Annotated in this window: 23 protein-coding genes and 1 tRNA gene; all 24 read right to left on the bottom strand. The window is 51.7% G+C overall.

The window, feature by feature from the left end:
• Nucleotides 1-29 precede the first annotated feature (29 nt).
• Entirely contained in the window at nt 30-539 is a 510-nt protein-coding gene (locus PPL9_RS20115; RefSeq protein WP_057464356.1) for a DnaT-like ssDNA-binding protein, read from the bottom strand.
• Complete coding sequence (locus tag PPL9_RS20110) at nt 539-934, bottom strand: hypothetical protein (RefSeq protein WP_057464355.1); 396 nt, start codon at nt 932-934, stop codon at nt 539-541. The genes PPL9_RS20115 and PPL9_RS20110 overlap by 1 nt, the downstream gene beginning before the upstream one ends.
• Before the next feature lie 49 nt (nt 935-983).
• Nucleotides 984-1,916, bottom strand: a complete 933-nt coding sequence (locus PPL9_RS20105; protein ID WP_057464354.1) for a major capsid family protein — start codon at nt 1,914-1,916, stop codon at nt 984-986.
• A gap of 76 nt (nt 1,917-1,992) precedes the next feature.
• Entirely contained in the window at nt 1,993-2,430 is a 438-nt protein-coding gene (locus tag PPL9_RS20100; RefSeq protein ID WP_057464353.1) for a DUF2190 family protein, read from the bottom strand.
• Complete coding sequence (locus tag PPL9_RS20095) at nt 2,430-3,557, bottom strand: DUF2213 domain-containing protein (RefSeq protein ID WP_057464352.1); 1,128 nt, start codon at nt 3,555-3,557, stop codon at nt 2,430-2,432. The genes PPL9_RS20100 and PPL9_RS20095 overlap by 1 nt, the downstream gene beginning before the upstream one ends.
• Nucleotides 3,499-4,854, bottom strand: coding sequence for a DUF1073 domain-containing protein (locus PPL9_RS20090; protein ID WP_057464351.1), 1,356 nt, complete (start codon nt 4,852-4,854; stop codon nt 3,499-3,501). Before PPL9_RS20090 ends, PPL9_RS20095 begins: the two co-directional genes overlap by 59 nt.
• Nucleotides 4,854-6,254 (bottom strand): PBSX family phage terminase large subunit, encoded by a 1,401-nt coding sequence (locus PPL9_RS20085; RefSeq protein ID WP_082596996.1) that lies wholly within the window; start codon nt 6,252-6,254, stop codon nt 4,854-4,856. The genes PPL9_RS20090 and PPL9_RS20085 overlap by 1 nt, the downstream gene beginning before the upstream one ends.
• A gap of 10 nt (nt 6,255-6,264) precedes the next feature.
• Nucleotides 6,265-6,840, bottom strand: a complete 576-nt coding sequence (locus tag PPL9_RS20080) for a terminase small subunit (protein ID WP_057464350.1) — start codon at nt 6,838-6,840, stop codon at nt 6,265-6,267.
• Between the two features lie 262 nt (nt 6,841-7,102).
• A complete protein-coding gene (locus tag PPL9_RS20070) occupies nt 7,103-7,384 on the bottom strand; it encodes a hypothetical protein (RefSeq protein WP_057464348.1) in 282 nt (93 codons plus the stop codon).
• Nucleotides 7,371-7,790: a hypothetical protein gene (locus PPL9_RS20065; RefSeq protein WP_057464347.1), complete on the bottom strand. Its 420-nt coding sequence runs from the start codon at nt 7,788-7,790 to the stop codon at nt 7,371-7,373. The genes PPL9_RS20070 and PPL9_RS20065 overlap by 14 nt, the downstream gene beginning before the upstream one ends.
• Before the next feature lie 139 nt (nt 7,791-7,929).
• Nucleotides 7,930-8,082 carry a hypothetical protein gene (locus PPL9_RS32485; protein WP_161831382.1) on the bottom strand — a complete coding sequence of 51 codons (153 nt, stop codon included), beginning with the start codon at nt 8,080-8,082 and terminating at the stop codon, nt 7,930-7,932.
• 435 nt (nt 8,083-8,517) lie between these two features.
• Nucleotides 8,518-8,593: transfer RNA gene (locus PPL9_RS20060), tRNA-Ile, on the bottom strand.
• Nucleotides 8,594-8,665: 72 nt separating this feature from the next.
• Nucleotides 8,666-9,256 (bottom strand): hypothetical protein, encoded by a 591-nt coding sequence (locus tag PPL9_RS20055; RefSeq protein WP_057464346.1) that lies wholly within the window; start codon nt 9,254-9,256, stop codon nt 8,666-8,668.
• Nucleotides 9,256-9,930: a hypothetical protein gene (locus tag PPL9_RS20050; protein ID WP_057464345.1), complete on the bottom strand. Its 675-nt coding sequence runs from the start codon at nt 9,928-9,930 to the stop codon at nt 9,256-9,258. The genes PPL9_RS20055 and PPL9_RS20050 overlap by 1 nt, the downstream gene beginning before the upstream one ends.
• Nucleotides 9,931-9,956: 26 nt before the next feature.
• Nucleotides 9,957-11,339: a DnaB-like helicase C-terminal domain-containing protein gene (locus PPL9_RS20045; RefSeq protein ID WP_057464344.1), complete on the bottom strand. Its 1,383-nt coding sequence runs from the start codon at nt 11,337-11,339 to the stop codon at nt 9,957-9,959.
• Nucleotides 11,336-11,809 carry a DUF4326 domain-containing protein gene (locus PPL9_RS31465; RefSeq protein ID WP_200962343.1) on the bottom strand — a complete coding sequence of 158 codons (474 nt, stop codon included), beginning with the start codon at nt 11,807-11,809 and terminating at the stop codon, nt 11,336-11,338. Before PPL9_RS31465 ends, PPL9_RS20045 begins: the two co-directional genes overlap by 4 nt.
• A 19-nt stretch (nt 11,810-11,828) precedes the next feature.
• Nucleotides 11,829-12,029, bottom strand: coding sequence for a hypothetical protein (locus PPL9_RS20035; RefSeq protein ID WP_057464343.1), 201 nt, complete (start codon nt 12,027-12,029; stop codon nt 11,829-11,831).
• Nucleotides 12,030-12,049: 20 nt separating this feature from the next.
• Nucleotides 12,050-12,337 carry a hypothetical protein gene (locus PPL9_RS20030; RefSeq protein WP_057464342.1) on the bottom strand — a complete coding sequence of 96 codons (288 nt, stop codon included), beginning with the start codon at nt 12,335-12,337 and terminating at the stop codon, nt 12,050-12,052.
• 5 nt (nt 12,338-12,342) lie between these two features.
• Nucleotides 12,343-12,504 (bottom strand): hypothetical protein, encoded by a 162-nt coding sequence (locus tag PPL9_RS32480; RefSeq protein ID WP_161831380.1) that lies wholly within the window; start codon nt 12,502-12,504, stop codon nt 12,343-12,345.
• Nucleotides 12,505-13,108: 604 nt separating this feature from the next.
• Nucleotides 13,109-14,623 carry a DNA cytosine methyltransferase gene (locus tag PPL9_RS20020; protein WP_057464340.1) on the bottom strand — a complete coding sequence of 505 codons (1,515 nt, stop codon included), beginning with the start codon at nt 14,621-14,623 and terminating at the stop codon, nt 13,109-13,111.
• Nucleotides 14,623-15,678, bottom strand: a complete 1,056-nt coding sequence (locus tag PPL9_RS20015) for a toprim domain-containing protein (RefSeq protein ID WP_057464339.1) — start codon at nt 15,676-15,678, stop codon at nt 14,623-14,625. Before PPL9_RS20015 ends, PPL9_RS20020 begins: the two co-directional genes overlap by 1 nt.
• Complete coding sequence (locus PPL9_RS20010) at nt 15,675-16,214, bottom strand: hypothetical protein (RefSeq protein WP_057464338.1); 540 nt, start codon at nt 16,212-16,214, stop codon at nt 15,675-15,677. Before PPL9_RS20010 ends, PPL9_RS20015 begins: the two co-directional genes overlap by 4 nt.
• A complete protein-coding gene (locus PPL9_RS20005) occupies nt 16,211-16,663 on the bottom strand; it encodes a hypothetical protein (RefSeq protein ID WP_057464337.1) in 453 nt (150 codons plus the stop codon). Before PPL9_RS20005 ends, PPL9_RS20010 begins: the two co-directional genes overlap by 4 nt.
• A gap of 198 nt (nt 16,664-16,861) precedes the next feature.
• Nucleotides 16,862-17,150 (bottom strand): site-specific DNA-methyltransferase (locus PPL9_RS20000; RefSeq protein WP_082596995.1); only part of this gene is annotated, 289 nt, incomplete at its 5' end.

The following is a 17,150-nucleotide window of genomic DNA, read 5'->3' as shown; positions in this document are numbered from 1 at the left end:
TGCGCGTCTTCTGCATACTTGCTCATCGATCACACCCAAAAAGCAGAGCCGCCATAATGCGCGCTGTCGTCTGCTGTTGCAGTAGTTTCAGGTTGCAGGAAGCGGGCAACCGCTTGCTCAATCGCTCCGAAGTACTTCCCAGAGGATGAGCCATCACTAACCGCTTTAAATTTCTTGGTCATTGGCCCAATAGTTTTCTCAGTCAAAACAACTGACCTATCTTCATTAGGCGCAAGAATGCCCGGAGTTTTAGACTCCAGGTATGCCGCTTCAAAGCTCGCTTCCCTCCAGCCTTGAGGCGTTACATCGTCTGGGATTGCAACACCGTCGCAGGTAGTTGCCCCAACCCGCGGCCAAGCTCTTTCCTGCTCATATGAGGAGAGCTGGCCGTTAATGCGCGCCACGTACTCGCCGTCGACATACACGGCGCCGCTTATCAACGTTTGATGCTTTTGCTCTTCACTCAGCCCTGCCCAATCGGCACGGCCTCTTGCCGCATGATATTTATCAGCTTCTTCAACCGTGCCATAAATGGACATTAGACCCCCAAAATCTCTTTCAGCTTTGCAACAGCAGCATCATCACCACGGACAGATTCTTTTTCAGTGCCATCTACGTACACATCGCGATAACCTGCGCCTCGAACAATCAGCCCGGTAAAGTTTGCAGGGATTTCCTCACCCTCTTTGAGGCGAGCAACCTCAAACGTGTCACCGGTGCCATTCCCCTCACCATCTCTACCAGCAGGCGGCTCATCTTGCTTCACATCGCCATCTTCTGCAGCAATGTCACCGGCCTCCAACCATGCAGAGACAACCGGATTACCCTTCATCTTGTCCCATGCTTCTGCTTCCAGCTCAGCAAAGCCATTTGCTGAAATTGCTGTGCTGTCAGGCAGCACCACTGCTGCGCTTGCTTTGTTCAAAATCTTCATTGTGTTCCCACCGAAAAAGGAAGGGCGAGCCGAAGCCCGCCCAGTTACATCAAATGCCGTCGAAATAGCGCATCGTTGCCGGGATACGCAGATCCAAGCCAGACATGCGCTGATAGCCGATGATTGAAAACTCCAGCTTGTCGCGTTCAATCGGAGTAAAGAGCAGCGGCAGCGGATTAAAGACGGCCAAGCACTCAACGTTTTTGCGGTAAGTCACCATACGCGATGTGCTACCTGCACCAGCAGTTTCCGCATGAAGCGACGGCTCAATGTTGAGCGGCTTCTTGGTCTGCTCAGTGTAGACGTTCTTATTGATGATGTAGTCCATCACCGTCATGCCGCCCGTATCAGGAATGATGCGGTTTGCCAGTGCCAGCCATTTGGACATTGGCACAATCACCGTATCAGGCATGTAGACGTAGTTAGTCGCCTTATAGCCTGCGATGATTTCATCGTTGAACATCACAAGAATTTCTTCAGGACTTGCCGTTGCCCAGTCCTTAGCCGCAGCAGCTTTTGCGACGATTGTTTGGTTGAGCAAGCCTTTTTCGCCTGTCGCCTCATCACCAAACATTGCCAGCTTGTAAGACTTGACTTCGTGACCGCGGCGAATAGAGCGCATGAACTTATCGGATAGCGAACCACCGCGCTCCATGGCTTTATTGATCTCAGCAAAGCCCCAAGCCCCACCCAAGGCCATGCCGTAGATGCTCTTTGTATCCTTGCCGCGCTGAATGGAGACTGTCGGCACATCGTTGTTGTTGCCGGAAACAATTGCTGCTTCGCCCTTGAGGTCTTCGATGATGGTAGAAACCTCATCATCCCAAGCGCCTGCCTCGCCATCGACAGGGACAAGAGAGCGCCAGTCATGCTCAGGGTACTTGAGCTCATACACCTTAGCCTTGATACGCTCGCCTTCTCGCTGTGCGTAGGAGAAGGCAGCATTCAGCGCAGCATCGCTGATAGTAGCGGTAATCTTCATTTCTAACCTTTAGAAACAGAAAAGCCCGCCGAATGGCAGGCCGTTAAAATGGAAAAGTGTTTGCGGGGGGGGCTGGTTAGCCGCTGAGCTTAACAGCAATCATGGCGTCATCGCCAGAGCGTACAAACTCGGCACCAATGTCAACATTACCTGCAGATGTTGCAGTGTATTTCTTTGCGCCAGCGTCCCAATAGACCTTGCCACCAGAGGCGAACGCGCCACCATCACCGAGAGCCCAGACTTCACCATCAGGCGTGTAGTCCATGGTAGACTTGTGCTCGAAAACGTTAGCCGTTTCGGTGTAAAGGCCGTAGTCCAAGACAGCAATACCAGCAGCAGCACCTGTTGCAATGGTGATGACGCCCTTATCATCTACTGAGATTGGCGCACCAAATGGAATGCCATCTACCTCACCACACACACCAGAGCGCCGCGCAACACCCGTAACAAGTGTTACGATCTGCCCCGGGTTCTGGCCGGTTGGGTAGGTATTAAAAGTAGTCTGCAAAGCCATTAGCTTTTGTCCTTGTTGTCGCCTTTAATCATACGCTGGCGGGCTTCTTCAGCCGTACTCGTAAGACTTTCAAGGCTGTCGTTGGTTTCCTGCCTGGAGCTGCCAGCAGGCTGCAAGTCGTCGACTTTTGTTGGCTCAACCAACATGTCAAAGGCGACAGAGATGTAAGCGTCATCTTTACCATCAGCAAAGTCGGCGCCTTTGTTCGCGACCACGCAAGCCCGCTTGATTTCAGCTACAGACTTGCCCTTGATGTCGTCATCACCAAGAAACTTGGAGGCGCGTGCAGTCAGCGCAGACCGGTCAGCGACTAGCTGGTCAAGCTGCTCATCAGAGACGATCTGAGCTTTGACTTCATCCAACTCTTTATTGTGCTGGTCTGCCAACATGTCGGCTTTGGCCTGCGCTTCGTTCGCCTGCTTTTGAGCCTCTGCCAACTCTGCGTCTTTATCGGCAACGATGATCTTCATTGCATCAACTGCCTCTTTGCCGTCTTCATTTACAACAAAGGCCTTGTCGCCAACTGCGATGTTATAGGTTTTCACTATCGCTTCCTCTTTATGGTCAAAAATCGGGGATGCCCCCCATTTAGCACCGTCTTCAATCCGAGCCTCAGACCCTGCACGAGCAACTCGCACGAGTGCCAAATGGTTTACCTTAATATCCCGCTGAACAGCATCGTAAGGCTCACCTTCTGGCGTAAATCCGTCTTCAACTGTGAGCGTTGCAGAGTAGCCAACAGAAAGCTGGCGCTTGCCGCCCTCAACCTGCTCTACAGTCGCTTTATCCATCACCGTGAAGGGCACGCGCACAAACTCACCGTCTCGCGCAATGTCGTTGCCGACGTGCCCTACAGCCTTTTCCTTCCAGTCTTCAGCTGAAACGCTTGTGGCTGGATGATCATTGGTGACAGGCTTACCCGCGAAAGAAGCCAAGCTTGCCGCTTTGAAAACTTCTTCCTCAGGACGGTAAACGCGCATTACTCCGCGATCTGCGAAGCCTAGCTCATATCCGGCATAACGCTGGATACCCGTACGAGCTACCTTTGCATCTGCGATCAAGTAACCGTCACTTGTCTTGCGCGTCGCTCCGGCGTCCACCAGCTCCGTTAGGTTGATTGACTTCATCGGTCACGTCCTCGTCGTCTTCGTCGGGAGGGTCTTCATACCCTACATGTTCTTTGTAAGCCGCCGCAATGCCGGTCAGCGTGCCGCCGTTCTCCAGCATCGTTACAGAGCTATCTGCAAGCACTTCTTCAGGGAACAAGCCTGTTTCATGAAGTTTTGACACGCCATCTGCTTGCTTCGAGAACAACTCGCCGCGCTCTTTCTCATCTAGTTCTTTGAGCGGAACCCACTTGAAAGTGGAGCCTGTCTTAGCTCCAGAGGAGCGCTGCAACACTTCGTCGAACTCGCATAGAGCTGGCTCTATCCGTGTTTCCTGTTCAGCTTTGAGCCGGTCATAGTAGTTGCGTGTTTCACCATCACCATTGGCGCCAAGCCCTTTTGGTGATGTGCCATAAAGCCGAGTAAGCGGGATATCTGCTGCACCAGCCTCATGCTGGATGAACTCTTGCATCATTTCGGGAACTTGCGAGAGTGTGAGCGTCTTCTGCTCCCATTGTTCCGCGCTCTTCTCGTCGCCACCTTGCATAACTGCAATGCCGTGATTGCTCTTGTTCTCTCGCATAAAGAGCATGCGCTCACGCAGTTTGGCCTCTTTATCCTTATCGGCCAGCAATGCGGATAAGCCAGGTATCTTGACGATATCCGTTTTCATCTCTGGCAGGAGTGAACACCCCTCACCTAAGGCAGTCTCACGCCGCCTAATGAACTCACGTAAAGCATCATAGATAGAAACGCCCCAATAATCCGGGTCCATCGTAACACCACGCAAGCGCTCATCGCCAAAGAACGAGATGACGCGCGACGGGTGGATCTTAACTTCCTGCATCGTGGTGTTAATCACGAAGTACTCAGGCTCTCCAAACCACTCATCATTAGGGTCACGCCGCACATCCATAGGCGTAATCTCTACCCTGCTGAATGGATGAATCCATTGCAGCGCACCCTCGCGCGCACCATCAGCCTGCAAGGGCTGGTCGAGACTCTGTCCGCGAATGGAGAACACCAGCGCTGCACCACCATCACGCTTTGCCATAATCAGGGTGTCGCGGATCTTGGCTCGCAGCCTATGCTTTTTCTCTTCCGCCTCTACCTTTGGATCTGTCCACTCACGCCATTTGGCAACCATATCTTCAGAAGGTGCCACCGCGATTTTCTTCGCGATAGCGTCGCCATCAAACAACGCGAGGATTTCCGCCTCAGAGATAGGCGCATGCAGAAACTGAGCGCCTGCGCTTTTGTCTCTGCCGGGGATGCCAAGGCCCGAAAACAAGTTTCGCAGGCCGTCCATAAAATTCATTACACCAATGCCCCTAAATCATAGTGTTCATCTTCGCCCGCGTTATCGGCAGCAATCAGAGCATCAGCACGGTTGTGCGATTTAACGCCCATATCCTTTTTGAGCTTCTCTTTTGGAACCACGTGCTTTTTACCTTCGTTCTGAACCCACCAAGGCACGCAAAGCTCAGTAAAGAGCTCTTCAAGCGCTTCCTTTGGTATGTCACTGCTAAAGCTCAGAACGTCCTCAGGCCGGATTGAATGACCGCGCACTACAGCGTTGTAAGTGAGCATTGCCTTGCGAGACGTACGCGCCCAGCCTTGTGCTTTAAGGCGACTGTATTCCGCTCGATTTGTTGGGCTGTTTTCGTTGTACGGGTCGCTCGGGTCATCAGGATCAAGCACAGCGCCACCAGCATGAAATGCAAAGTGTGCGACACTCGCTTTATTCTCGCTGTTCAGGTCGTTGATATGACCACCAATGAACGCGCCTACACCTACAGTGTCATATGAGACGAGAGCACCTTGCGCCTTAGCCCGCGCCCAAACTCTCTTGGAGGATTGCGTCAGCTCGTCCTTACCGGCCCTCCATTCATCAAGCCCGATTACAACGCTGCCTATCATATCTGCGGTTGCGCAGGCATCTTCACCATCGTCCGCAGGATCAAACCCGATAACTTTGCGGCCGACCAACTCAATTTCCAGATTTACATGAGCATCAACACAAGCATCCAACCAACGACGCTTGAAGATGGAAAGCTCACTGTCTCCCATAGGCTTGCCGTCATAGACGTTTTCAAACCCGTCAGGATCTCGCTTTCTATGTGCCGCAATTGTGCGCAGCATCGTCTTAGACAGAAACGGATTCTCATCATGGTTGATCAGCCGCTTTATCCACCCCGGAGGCGTATTGACGATGAAGAATTTCCAAACGAAATCAGTAACGAAGCGCGGGTTAAACAGAATGAGCTTTAAACTGCCCTCTTTGCGAACAGTTGGCTCTATGATCTCCCATTGATCCTTCGTAAGCGCTTCACCCTCCTCCACCCAGAGGATATCAACGCCAGAAGTACCTTTAATGTCCCCTAAGTTGCGTTCCGTCCCATAGAAGAAGAATTCAGACTTAGTAGCAATATGGACAATCTTCGCCTTCTGGATATCAAAGCGTTTTTGCAGCCCCAAAGCTTCGATTGCATCACACAGCTCTTGATAAACTGAATGCTCAATTTTGTTCTGGAACCGGCGAACGCACATAATGCGAAGCTTGACCGGGACATAATCAACCAGTCGCGTAAGGTTTCTTGCAGTATCCACGGTCTTGGAACTGGAGCGCCCACCATAGAGAATGCCGCCGTCAATCCCATCCTCAAAAACCTGCTCCCAGAAGTCGAACAAAGCCGGATTTGTAAGATAGGTTGCCATTAGACCTCAGCTATTCTTCCGGTGCCCTCTGCCTCAACATCTCGCGCCAGCTCATATTGTGATTTTGAGTTACTTCACCGGAGTGCTTAAGGTTCACCGTCTCAATGAACATGCCGAGGTGCTTAGCGATCTTCTCAAGAGCGCTGTTCTTGTCCCAAAGCTTGATTTCATGGACATGCTCAACGGTCTTGTTACCGTCCTTGTCCTCTTCACCCGGCTTCGTGATTACCTTGAGTGATGAGATTGCCCCGGATACATCCTCCGGCCATTGGTCTGGCGGCAACAAATGCCCCGCAGGTGTAAACAGCTTACGAAGGTCACTGAAGCCAATCTTTGCCAGCTCCTGCAAAACCCTATCCCCATCTACCTGCACTCTCTCTGAGCGCTCATTCTGCGCGACAGAGATACGCTCTTGGATCTGAGGTTTACTGAGGTTCTCCGCGCCAATCTTATAAGCCGTCTTTTCCGAGTAACCGGAACGAATTGCAGCTTGTGTCGCGTTCAAGTCCTTGATGTATTCCAGACAGAACAACTCTTGCTTTGCAGTGAGGGCTTTTGCCTTTGACGCCTTATCGCTCTTTGCCATATTAAGCCCTAATCCCGAACGCCCTTTCAATCGCTTGGCGTTTCATCTTCTGCCATACAACCCAATCAGCCTTAGCTGTCCTCTCTGGGTCTTTCCTTCTCTGCCTTAAGCGCTTGCGAAGGGCTTTTAGCTCTTTGTCTACGTGCCTGTAATGATCAGCGCAGAGCCATTCACCTCCCAGCTCTAATCTTGCTGTCGATCTATTACAGAATGGGACAAGGCAGGGCGTTCGCCTCTTCGTGTGCGTCATACCCTGCCCCTCCTACCAAGAGCTACGGATGCGCTCTAACCTGCCTTCCAGCTCCCAGTTTTCAGCGACTAGCCTATTGCGATCCTCCAACCCTTCGTGGATCTGGGATTGAAGCTCTTTCTTCTCAGCCCGTAGGTTGATGATTTCCTGAGCGCGGGATTCTGCAACAACTTTCCAGTCTACGTTCACACCGAACTTTCTCGCCCTGAGGGACTTAACCTTCCGCAGCAGATCTTCAATCATTGCGTCTCTGAGGTCTTCCCCCTGCCCCCGCAACCATCTAACTAGCTTCATACTCCTCCTCCATTGGCCCACCGGCGACCGGTGATACTGAAATGATTACAACATCGGAAACCGCCCCCTGCGGCCCTAAGTAAGCAGCAATTTCACACAGGAATTTCTCTGTCACTTCACTTTGCTTTGCGGTAGTGAACGCGTTGCCGAACCCCTTGCTGTGCGCAAACGATACAAGCCAGCGATGCTTTTTCTCAAAGCAACCACGCACTTGGTGAAACGCATCACGTACAATGGCCACAACGAAACCGCAGCCAAGCAAGACAGCACCTGTAGCCTTGGCCAGCTCTCCAACTTCCATATAGATTTGGGCCAACTCCCAAGCCACATAGACACCCATCACACAGGCGCCACACATAAAGAACCAACCAACACCGGAAGCGAACTTTCTCACGAAACGCAGCATCAATGTAGATTCCTCCTAGGCCATGTTGAATGTTGCTGGGCTGGTTTAAGCACCACCGCCAGCCGCCCAATTGCAGCAGCAAGGACAAGAGTGCATAGCGCGAAGAAAATCAGCGCCGCACCAAGAAAGACCTCACCCATCACAAACCACCAAACTTGAAGCCAGCCACAAAAACAATGAGGCCAACAGAAACACCAACCGCCATAACTTGGCGCCAACTAAAGCCTCTACTCTGAGAGAGCTGCTCTTCCAGCTCCTGAATGCGCTGGTTCAACACTTGCTTAGAAGCCATGCTTCAACCTCCTGAAAACTCTTCTCCCCCACGCGCAGTCAACCAACCCCTAAGAGGTTCAGATTTCGATACGCGAAAGGGAGAGGACACGCAGCACGCTACGTGTGGGTAGAGGACCGCGGCGTAGGTTTCCCAAGAGGCCGCGGCCATGCTGTTTTGCTGGTTTCTAGTGAAGCATTGCCAGCTTGCTGCCCAAGCATCTTTAGCCACGTTGTGGACCTAACCGCCTTTCGGCTCGTGCTTGCTTGCCACTGTCTGAGCACGCGGCGCTCTCATCTGGGGCGCTACAGCCCCTCAGGTGCGGATGCTATGCAGAGCCGCCAATCACTAAAAACAGCCCCGCCCTTGCTCTACTGCCGGATGGTGGGAGGATCACGCAAGGCAGGAGCATAGGGCGGGAAGCGCTGGCATCGTGCCGCGCTATTAGAATTCGCTTGGTAGCCGCGACAGGAATCAAACCTGCAACCAATCCGTTATGAGCGGACGGCTCTAATCATTGAGCTACACGGCCAAAAGAAAAGCCCCTACCGAAGTAGGGGCCAAGTACATTAGTCATCACCAGAAAAGTAAGCAGCCAAAACAATTACGCAGCTTCGACCACTGTATCAATATAGATAGCTGATTTAGGCTCATATTGTAAGTAGTAGTTTTCGTCTGACCTTTCCAATACTGCCCCATTTTTGCAAAAAACCGTCATTAGATCTTTAAGCCCATATTTAAAGCGGCTCAAACCTGCATGATATGACACATCTCTCTTGCTCATTTCCTTGCGAAAGCTGAAATCACGCGCTTTGCAATAGCAATAAGCATTGAATGCATTCCGGTTATGCTCTTTCTTGATCAGTGCAGGCCAGTTAAGGCACTCATTCATGCGACTTACATGCTCCGGCCTCAGTTCATTGTGCCCGATGAAGGCACTTCGACCCTGCTTTGCACGCGCCAACATCTTCTTAAGCGCTTCAGGCCCAAGTAATGCCTCATAACCCGCAAGCACCTCATATGCTTTCGATAGGTGAGCGGCTGGGATTTCAGGTACATCATGATCATGCACAACCTGAGGCCAAAACCCGCGCCCTGTATCTGGTGCAATTCCGCGTACATTCACTTTGAGAAGCGTTACATGCGCCTCAATCATCCGGGCTACAATCGTTCTCTCAAGGTCCAGAAAATTCATTATGCTGCCCTCTTGTATGATATTGGAGCGTCTGCTGTCGCAAACTCACGCCCACGCAACTGCCAGCAAACACCGCGCAACACCTGTTCTCCAGTCGCGTGGAATGATATTCTTTGTGCACGCTTATCCTTCGTGTTGCACCCCTTCAGAGAGATACCAAGGCTATCTGCAAGGCTGAGCTGCTCCTCAACCCAAAGCAGATCTAACAATGCCCCGACTGGAGGCAGCTCTGAGAACTTCTTTTTCTCAATATTCCAATCATCCACGCGACAATGAAGCAAATCACCTTCAGGCAACTGCGGATAGACCCATAAGTCGCTGTTATGGATATGAATGAAATCGCCCTTGTGCTGCTTCACCAACGCATAGGAGTAAGCCTTGTTCCACTGACTAGCTTCTGTATGTCCTCGTTCCAAGTGCTTCTCATGCAGTAAAATGAGACTATGGTTCGACAGCGCCTGACAGGCGTTTGCTTGATCCTGCAAGCGTGCAAGAGTATCCTTCTTACTCTTGATCTCAACCAGAATGATTTCGTCAAGAGAAACCGCCGCGAGGTCTACCCGGTTCTGACCGTGGAACACCTTCAACTCATGGATAATCCGCGCCTTTGGCCGCACTTCGCGCAACCGAGCAACCACCGCGCTTCTAATCTCCCGCTCTGCTTCGCTCGCCATTAAGCCGCCTCCTCGTATGCTTTCCCCTAAAACTGTTGCCGCGCGCCATCGAAATGAATCTCAACCATTCCGCCAGCAGATGCCCCGGCCCTCACCTTTTCAGCCCAAAATTGTGCCCGTGTATGAGGCCAATTCATGTGCATCTTTTCCCATTCTAAGAAGTCTTCTTTTGTTTCATCTTCAGGTCTTGCGCGTTCGACCTGAGGCCCCGGCCTATGAATGATGCCTACTGTGTCAGCGTCTGACTGCAAGTTAGATCCACCGTAGAAATCTTCCATTTTAATTCGCTCAGTAGGGCCAAGCTGCAACCCAGTTTTTGGGTGCAAGAGAACAGCTACCGGGATTGATAAATCCTTGGCGATCTCCTTTAGCTCTTTCATGACATAGCCAGCGCGCGCACCAAGATTAGCATTTAGCTGGCGGTCACGAACTCCGGTTGCCTTGAGAGAATCCACGATAAGCAGATTTAGGCCATCGCGCTGTTTGCGTGCCATTGCGCGTGTGTGGATCTGCTCAACAGTGGTGTAAGATTCACAGTCAATCCAGAATGGAACGCCTTGCAGTTTCTGGGCATTCAGGAATAAGCGTTCCAACTCATCAGCATCAACATCACTACGCTTCAGATTTGCAGGGTTTACGTCCGATCTTGCAGCTAGCAAGCGTTGTGCAAGCTGGAAATCACGCATCTCAAGGCTTTCAAACTGCGTAACGCCTCCGCGCTCAGCAACCCCCAACCCAACTTGCAAGAGAAAGGCTGTCTTACCAGATGCTGGAGCTCCACCAATGCCCACCAGATCACCCGGCGCCCAATCACCGCCTAAGATCCTGTCTACATCGCTGATACCCGTTGAGATACCTGGCCCGCGCTTTTCAGGTCCTTCTTGCGCCTTCGCAAAAACTTCATTAGCAACTTCGCCAATAACTCGGATACGAGCAAGCTCGCTCTTCCCCTCAATGAGCTTCAGGGCTTCGCTGGTCGCTCCAATAGTTGCCTTTACATCATCTCCCCTCTGCAATGCTGCAAGCGCGCTGGAGAGGGCTTTTTGTGCGTCTGAGCTATCTTTGCGGTCAATGATCGGCTGAGCAAGGCTCATTACATCCGCATTGATATCCAACCCCATCGCAATCAGCGAGATGATACGCGACATGAGGTCAACGTTGGCATCCTCTGAAACGCGGCCTGCGTGCCTGTACACCTGAGAAGCATCAAACAGGGTGTTGCCTGCTTGATCATAGGGCAACCCCTCACGCGCACTGCCAACCAAGCCTAACCAAACATCCCGGCTTTGAGCTGTTTGGAAATGCTCACCTGTCAGAATGTCTGCGACCTCAAAATAGGTCGCAGGCTTGGCAAGCATCAGCGCAAGGATATTGGTTTCTTCATTGGAGATAGAGACTTGATCGTTCATTCTGCCTCTCTAGCCTGCTGAAGCACTTCTATGATTGCGTCACCATGGCAAGGCTTCGGATAGCAATAACAAACCAAGTCCTTACCGACCAAAGGCGCTAAATCTAGTCTAGGCAGCACCTCACACTTAAAGCGCTCAATAACCTGCTCTCTTGTACCGTCTTTACCCACTGCAAACGGGTTTCCCCAAGGTGAGCCACGACCAATGTAAACCGCATCGGAAGGCGCTGTTTTGTGGTGCTTGTTATGGACACGTGCACCTAAGGGCTGGTTGCAGACCTCGCACGCAATGCCGCGCCTTGCTTCAGTCACGTTACTGATGATGATCCAACCAGAGTTCCACCCACAGCGCTTACACTCAAACTCTGCAACCGATTTTCCGCAACCATCATCGCCCGCATCGACCACATGAGCCTTTAACTCTCGCGGTTTGCGCGGTTTGGCTGGCATATCAAATAAAGCTGCTTGCATTGTCATCACCTAACGGGGGTTATTGGGATTGCTTGAAAACCAGAGGATGGTTTTCACCTATTGCTTGGTCAAAGGCGATTTGGCAGCACTCGCAATGCGTGTCATCGCAGAATGAGCCGGACGGGGCAAAGCAGCCGTCAGCTTGTGCGGTTAGCTCCGCCTTTATCGCTTCAGCGCGGTTATAATCTTTTTGAGTAGCTTCAATTCTTTTGAGCTGCATATTTACTTCACCTACTGGAGTTATCTGGACATAGTGTCGAGCAATGCATCAATGCTCGTATTCGCTTTCATTGCCCGCAGGTACTTCTTGCCTTTTGGCGTTAAAGACGCGGCAAGGCTTGAGCGGTTACGTTGACGGACAAGACCATGCTCACGAAGAATGGAAACTTGCGTAGAGCCGCCTTGATATCCAAAAGCGTATTTCAACACACCTTCATCAACGACGCGCCGCTTTGACGTTGATCCAAAATTAGCATGCGCATGAACGCGCTCGATTTCTTCATCTGAGATAATTTCTTCAGGGGCCATTTCACTCACCGGCCTTTGTTGGGCAGTTTGAATTTGGGGCCGAAAACATCGGTCTCATTGGCCTCACGAATTGCTTTGCAGAGCTTGTAAAAGTACTCATCCGGCGCGACCAAAATTCCAAGCTTTAAGATTTCGCGCCCAAGCATCCATCGGATTTTGAAAAGCATTGCCACCTACCGGGTTAGTTGGTCTGTTGACGCGCTGCTATCATTTCGCGCGTTTCAAACATTGGGTGGCCACACTTGGGACGCCACCGGGTTTCCCAATCCCTACGGTTGACAGGGTCGTTTTCAATGGTGTTTCTGCAATCCCCACAGTACCAAGCAAATGACCCATGGTTAAACCAATCAGCGTTAGGGGCTTGGCAGTGTGTTCGATTGCAGCTGCCACCTTCTTTGCCCTTATCTGGCTTGTTCGGCCCGTCGTAATCTCCGTAAGCCATGTTTCACCTCTCCAAGGTTGTTGGAAGGCTTACGCGATGCTCTTCGCACACACGCATTGCATCCCGAATATCTGGGAGCTCGTGCTCATTCAGCACTTCGCAAGACCCCGTGCGCTCTCGACCAAGGCGGCAAGCAATCCAACCACGTCCTTGATCGCCAATCATCACCCCAAAAAACTCCGTTGCCGCAAATGGATCTTCCCCAACATCAAGAGGTAAAAAATGATGCTGATTGCATGGAGAACGCCGCCAATCTTTTGATTGACCAAATGGATACTTTTGTCCTTGGGTGGATTCAGTCATTACGCTGTCACCTTTCTTCTGGTCATTCATGCAGCCTGCCTAAACTCTTCCTCAACAATCAGCTCCGGCAGATTGCAGGCAACCAATGCGCGAGCGACAGGAGGACAAACGGAGTTGCCACATTTGGCAACTTGCTGCGTTTTAGGAAAAGGCCTTCCTTTGTAATCAAAGTTGATTGTGTAATCTGCCGGAAAACCTTGCGCGAGATAAAGCTCTGCCGGTGTCAGCATCCGCATGCCTATATCTACGATGACATACGGTTCACCACCAATCGTTACAGTAACGAGCCCAAAACGATCCTTCGTGGTTACAGTACCCATTGGCTCATTGGTGTCTTGACCAATGCTCGTGCCATAATACGCCATCAAGAACGAGCGCACTTCTGCAACATGATTGCCGCCAGCGGTCAGAGCTGGCATAGGCTCATCTGTTGCTCGCCCATGCTTACAAGAGCCCCGCATTGTCATCAGGTGACTGGTAACAAGCGCTTGATGCGAGCCAGATTGCAGTATGGTCGATACTGGTGCGTCGGCTGGACGGCCAACGACTCCCGTGTTGTGTTGCGCAAGGAATACAGCAACAAGAGCGGACTTCCCACCACCCGAAGCAGTTACGGTTCCCAGTGGCGCACCCACTTCAGCACCTACTGAGTTTCCAAACTGCCTTTGAACATATGGAACCACCAGAGCACGGCACCCGCCTTTTTCGGTCTTGTTAGTGGTGAATGGCTTAGCCAAGTTCTCAAGATTACCGCCATGGCTCATGTTTAAGATGAACGGCTCTTGCGCATCGAGGACAAACTTTTTGATGCCCGCTGCAATGCGCTCCATTGTCTTATCTGCAAGCTTCTTCTTCCGCTCGAAGATAGACGGGCAAGAGATTGACCAATCAATGCAATCTGCCGCTGTTTTCCATGGCAAGAGTTTGCCGGACTTCACAGCCTCGCTCTTAGGATCTCCATGTGTAATCTCAGGCCACTTAATCGGCTTACGATCTCGGCGCGCGACCATAAACAAGCGCTTACGAATTGTTGGAGCACCAAAGTCACAACCGCGCAGTTCCTTGAACTCAATACGATAGCCAAGCTTTCGCAAAGCTTCCTGCCACGCTTCAAAGTCCTCCCAGGTTCGAAACTCTGGAACGTTCTCCAACATAATGACCCGAGGCCGCTTGCTTCCAAGCTTTTGGCAGAAGTTGACGATGGACCATGCAAGCATACGCACGCTTTTTGAGGTTGGCTTACTGCCTCGCGCCCTAGAAAAATGGCGACAGTCAGGAGAGGCCCAAAGCAATGCCACCTGTCGACCGTTCGTATAGCTCTGCAAATGCACATCCCAAACGCTCTCAGGCAAATGCAGCGTTTCAGGGTGATTTTCAGCATGCATTGCCAATGCAGCATCACAATGGTTGATTGCAATGTTTGGCGACCGTCCGAGCGCCATTTCAATACCAGTTGAAGCACCCCCACCGCCAGCAAAGCTATCGATGATCAACTCATCATGCGGCACAAAATCAGATTTAGTTGGGAATAGTTCAAGCATCACGCCGCCCTCTGCTGTACTTTGTTTAAAACATCTAGCCAATCATTGCCGCGCGCTTCCGGCTTATGAACGTGGGCTTCAACACCCATTGAACGGAAGCGCGCTGCTCCCTCTTCCGCATCGCGCAAACCTTCTGGAGGCATGAAACAACCGTGTTTCTCGCTCCATTTTGGCTTATCGTGATCTGCGTAATTGTCGACGCGCTCCACGCCCTCAGGTAGTTCGAGGTTTTTGAAACCAGCCCGAGCCAGCACAGGCCACACCGGAAGCCCCGTGAGGACCATCACAGCTAAACCCGTCTCAATCCCCTCAGTGAGCGCAATACGCCCGCCAGAGGGCGCAGCAAGACGCACAGCCCCACCAGAAATTGGAGCAAGGCCAAGTTTCACATATTGCTCAGGAGCCTTTTGACCATCACGCGTTAGGAAAATGCGCCAGATTGCCATATGGGCGCCGTCAACATCCACAACCTGAGCTATGAGAGCTGGATAGGTTTTGCCGCTCTGGTGTTTCAGTCCTTTATGGAAGCGCAAGCAAGTCGGCCAATCCAACTTAGGGATGCCTCGATTAAGCAGGTAGGTTTCTGCTGGCGTGCCTGCTATTGAGCGCCCCTCTTTCCAGAGTTTGAGAGAATAAGCTTTGGTATCCTCCACCTTCTCTGCCTGCTCTGCTTCCGCAGCTTCCGCTTTAGCTTTTGCCGCAGCACGCTTGCGCTCAATCGCATCTCTCTGCTCTTGCGTCAGAGGTTTAGACTTTTGCCCGCTTGGATTTGGCCTGCCGGTTAAAGCTTCGACAGCCTCTAAAAATGAAAGGCTATTGACGTGCATCAGGAAGCCGATTGCATCGTGCCCCTGATCTGCACCGCGGCAAATCCAAACCTTCTTAGCGGTGTTAAATCCAAGGCGATCACGACCGCCACAAGCGGGGCAACCAGAGATTGACGTGAACTCTGAACCCGTGCGCTTAAACGCGGCTGAGGTCATTTCCGCAGCAACATCAAGAGGCACGTCTTTAGCCTCATCTATCCAAGCTTGAGTATCTGGGTTACGGTTCATGCAGCCAGCTCCTCAAATCGCTGCAAAAATTCCTGCTTAGCCCTCTCAGGAGGCCAGAACTCAAGCTTGATATCCGCTGCATCTAGCTCATCTACCAAGGGCCAAACATTAGTATCTTCCATCGCTTGGAACTGCTCAGCCTTCAGCATTCGCAGATCTGCATGCTTGATCTCCGGCGACATTTTCACAGGCACTCCAAGGCGTGTGAGAACAGCATTCTCAACTCGCTCTTCAATCACCGCATAATCTGGGAGGATTGATTTTAGAGGCTTAGCAATATCCCCAATGAATGCCTCAGCAGCGTCATGCAACAGGCCTTCAAGCGCGAACTCTGGCGGAACTATTTGGCTTGTGAAAACCGAATGCTCGGCCACTGAATAGAACTGCTTGCAATGGCCGGTAAACCGACACAAGTTTGCCAATGCATGAGCAATATCTTCGATAGAAAACTCACAAGCCCAAGGCTGCTTAAGATCGAAATATTGACCGCTGCGAAGCGCGATAGTCGGCCCTACAATATGCTTAATCTTGTTCATGCCACCAACTCCGGGGCTACGTCCAATCGATCTATGATACGGTCCAGTATCATCGCCCCGAAATGAGAGCGCCAACTGTGAGGCTTAGGCATTCTCTTGGTTCTCGTGATGATTGCTGGAATATCGGCACGGTCTAAGGCGTCCATAAACGCCCCCAGATCACGCGCCCACTCTCGGCGCTGCCGGAGGATATCGGAGATTGCAAGCATGATATCGCGGCTTAAGTACCGCGGCCTATTTTGGATCTGCGTCAGACACAAAATCACATCATGCGCATGCTCATAGCTTTGGCGCTTGATCAGCTCAGCAAGCGTACCCGCCGCCCCTGTCTGAGGCGGGGAGTCCGGGGAAGAGTCGATCTGCCTTACATCTGGCACTATCTTTACCCCTTGCGCTTCGAGGAGCTTTATTGCCTTTTGCGCGTAATACGTCGATTCTTTGTTGAGCATCTCTAAGCTCCTTTCTGCACTTCTTAAGCTGGGCTTGAAGGTCAACGTTTTTGACTTCCAAGTTCTCTGCCCTGCCCTCCGCCAAATCTTTGAGAGCTGTCAGTTTTTTGATGAGCTCGTCATTGCTTCTTGCGCGTCCACTCGGCAGGCTTGAAAGTACGTTGAAGGCCTTGGCAATCTTGGTTTGAGTGGCTGTTGTCATGCTGCAACCTCATCAAAGATGCTGGCTTGCAAACCGCCCTCAGCACGCACCAGCAAATCACCCTCAACGATCTGCTCTAACCGATGCACCGCGTAATTGAAGTAAGCCTCATCCTGCTCAATCCCGATGAACTTGCGCCCATGCAACAGAGCTGCCGCGCCCGTTGTTCCAGAGCCCATAAATGGATCTAGGATGGTATCCCCGCGGTTTGTGAAATCGCCAATGAGCTGGCACATCAGAGGCAAAGGCTTTTCCGTGGGGTGATCAGAGTTTCGCCAAGAGCCG

This window comes from Pseudovibrio sp. POLY-S9 (assembly GCF_001431305.1).
Taxonomy (GTDB): Bacteria; Pseudomonadota; Alphaproteobacteria; order Rhizobiales; family Stappiaceae; genus Pseudovibrio.
This window is presented reverse-complemented; position numbering and strand designations above follow the sequence as displayed.

Excerpts from the sequence above, each read along its gene's own strand:
- PPL9_RS20090 (WP_057464351.1), bottom strand. The coding sequence starts at position 4,854 with ATGAATTTTATGGACGGCCTGCGAAACTTGTTTTCGGGCCTTGGCATC.
- PPL9_RS20115 (WP_057464356.1), bottom strand. The coding sequence starts at position 539 with ATGTCCATTTATGGCACGGTTGAAGAAGCTGATAAATATCATGCGGCA.
- PPL9_RS32480 (WP_161831380.1), bottom strand. The coding sequence starts at position 12,504 with ATGCTTTTCAAAATCCGATGGATGCTTGGGCGCGAAATCTTAAAGCTT.
- PPL9_RS20065 (WP_057464347.1), bottom strand. The coding sequence starts at position 7,790 with ATGCTGCGTTTCGTGAGAAAGTTCGCTTCCGGTGTTGGTTGGTTCTTT.
- PPL9_RS20110 (WP_057464355.1), bottom strand. The coding sequence starts at position 934 with ATGAAGATTTTGAACAAAGCAAGCGCAGCAGTGGTGCTGCCTGACAGC.
- PPL9_RS20020 (WP_057464340.1), bottom strand. The coding sequence starts at position 14,623 with ATGCTTGAACTATTCCCAACTAAATCTGATTTTGTGCCGCATGATGAG.
- PPL9_RS20030 (WP_057464342.1), bottom strand. The coding sequence starts at position 12,337 with ATGGCCCCTGAAGAAATTATCTCAGATGAAGAAATCGAGCGCGTTCAT.
- PPL9_RS20010 (WP_057464338.1), bottom strand. The coding sequence starts at position 16,214 with ATGAACAAGATTAAGCATATTGTAGGGCCGACTATCGCGCTTCGCAGC.
- PPL9_RS20050 (WP_057464345.1), bottom strand. The coding sequence starts at position 9,930 with ATGGCGAGCGAAGCAGAGCGGGAGATTAGAAGCGCGGTGGTTGCTCGG.
- PPL9_RS20105 (WP_057464354.1), bottom strand. The coding sequence starts at position 1,916 with ATGAAGATTACCGCTACTATCAGCGATGCTGCGCTGAATGCTGCCTTC.
- PPL9_RS20070 (WP_057464348.1), bottom strand. The coding sequence starts at position 7,384 with ATGAAGCTAGTTAGATGGTTGCGGGGGCAGGGGGAAGACCTCAGAGAC.
- PPL9_RS20085 (WP_082596996.1), bottom strand. The coding sequence starts at position 6,254 with ATGGCAACCTATCTTACAAATCCGGCTTTGTTCGACTTCTGGGAGCAG.
- PPL9_RS20045 (WP_057464344.1), bottom strand. The coding sequence starts at position 11,339 with ATGAACGATCAAGTCTCTATCTCCAATGAAGAAACCAATATCCTTGCG.
- PPL9_RS32485 (WP_161831382.1), bottom strand. The coding sequence starts at position 8,082 with ATGGCTTCTAAGCAAGTGTTGAACCAGCGCATTCAGGAGCTGGAAGAG.
- PPL9_RS20015 (WP_057464339.1), bottom strand. The coding sequence starts at position 15,678 with ATGAACCGTAACCCAGATACTCAAGCTTGGATAGATGAGGCTAAAGAC.
- PPL9_RS20055 (WP_057464346.1), bottom strand. The coding sequence starts at position 9,256 with ATGAATTTTCTGGACCTTGAGAGAACGATTGTAGCCCGGATGATTGAG.
- PPL9_RS20100 (WP_057464353.1), bottom strand. The coding sequence starts at position 2,430 with ATGGCTTTGCAGACTACTTTTAATACCTACCCAACCGGCCAGAACCCG.
- PPL9_RS20080 (WP_057464350.1), bottom strand. The coding sequence starts at position 6,840 with ATGGCAAAGAGCGATAAGGCGTCAAAGGCAAAAGCCCTCACTGCAAAG.
- PPL9_RS20095 (WP_057464352.1), bottom strand. The coding sequence starts at position 3,557 with ATGAAGTCAATCAACCTAACGGAGCTGGTGGACGCCGGAGCGACGCGC.
- PPL9_RS31465 (WP_200962343.1), bottom strand. The coding sequence starts at position 11,809 with ATGCAAGCAGCTTTATTTGATATGCCAGCCAAACCGCGCAAACCGCGA.
- PPL9_RS20005 (WP_057464337.1), bottom strand. The coding sequence starts at position 16,663 with ATGCTCAACAAAGAATCGACGTATTACGCGCAAAAGGCAATAAAGCTC.
- PPL9_RS20035 (WP_057464343.1), bottom strand. The coding sequence starts at position 12,029 with ATGCAGCTCAAAAGAATTGAAGCTACTCAAAAAGATTATAACCGCGCT.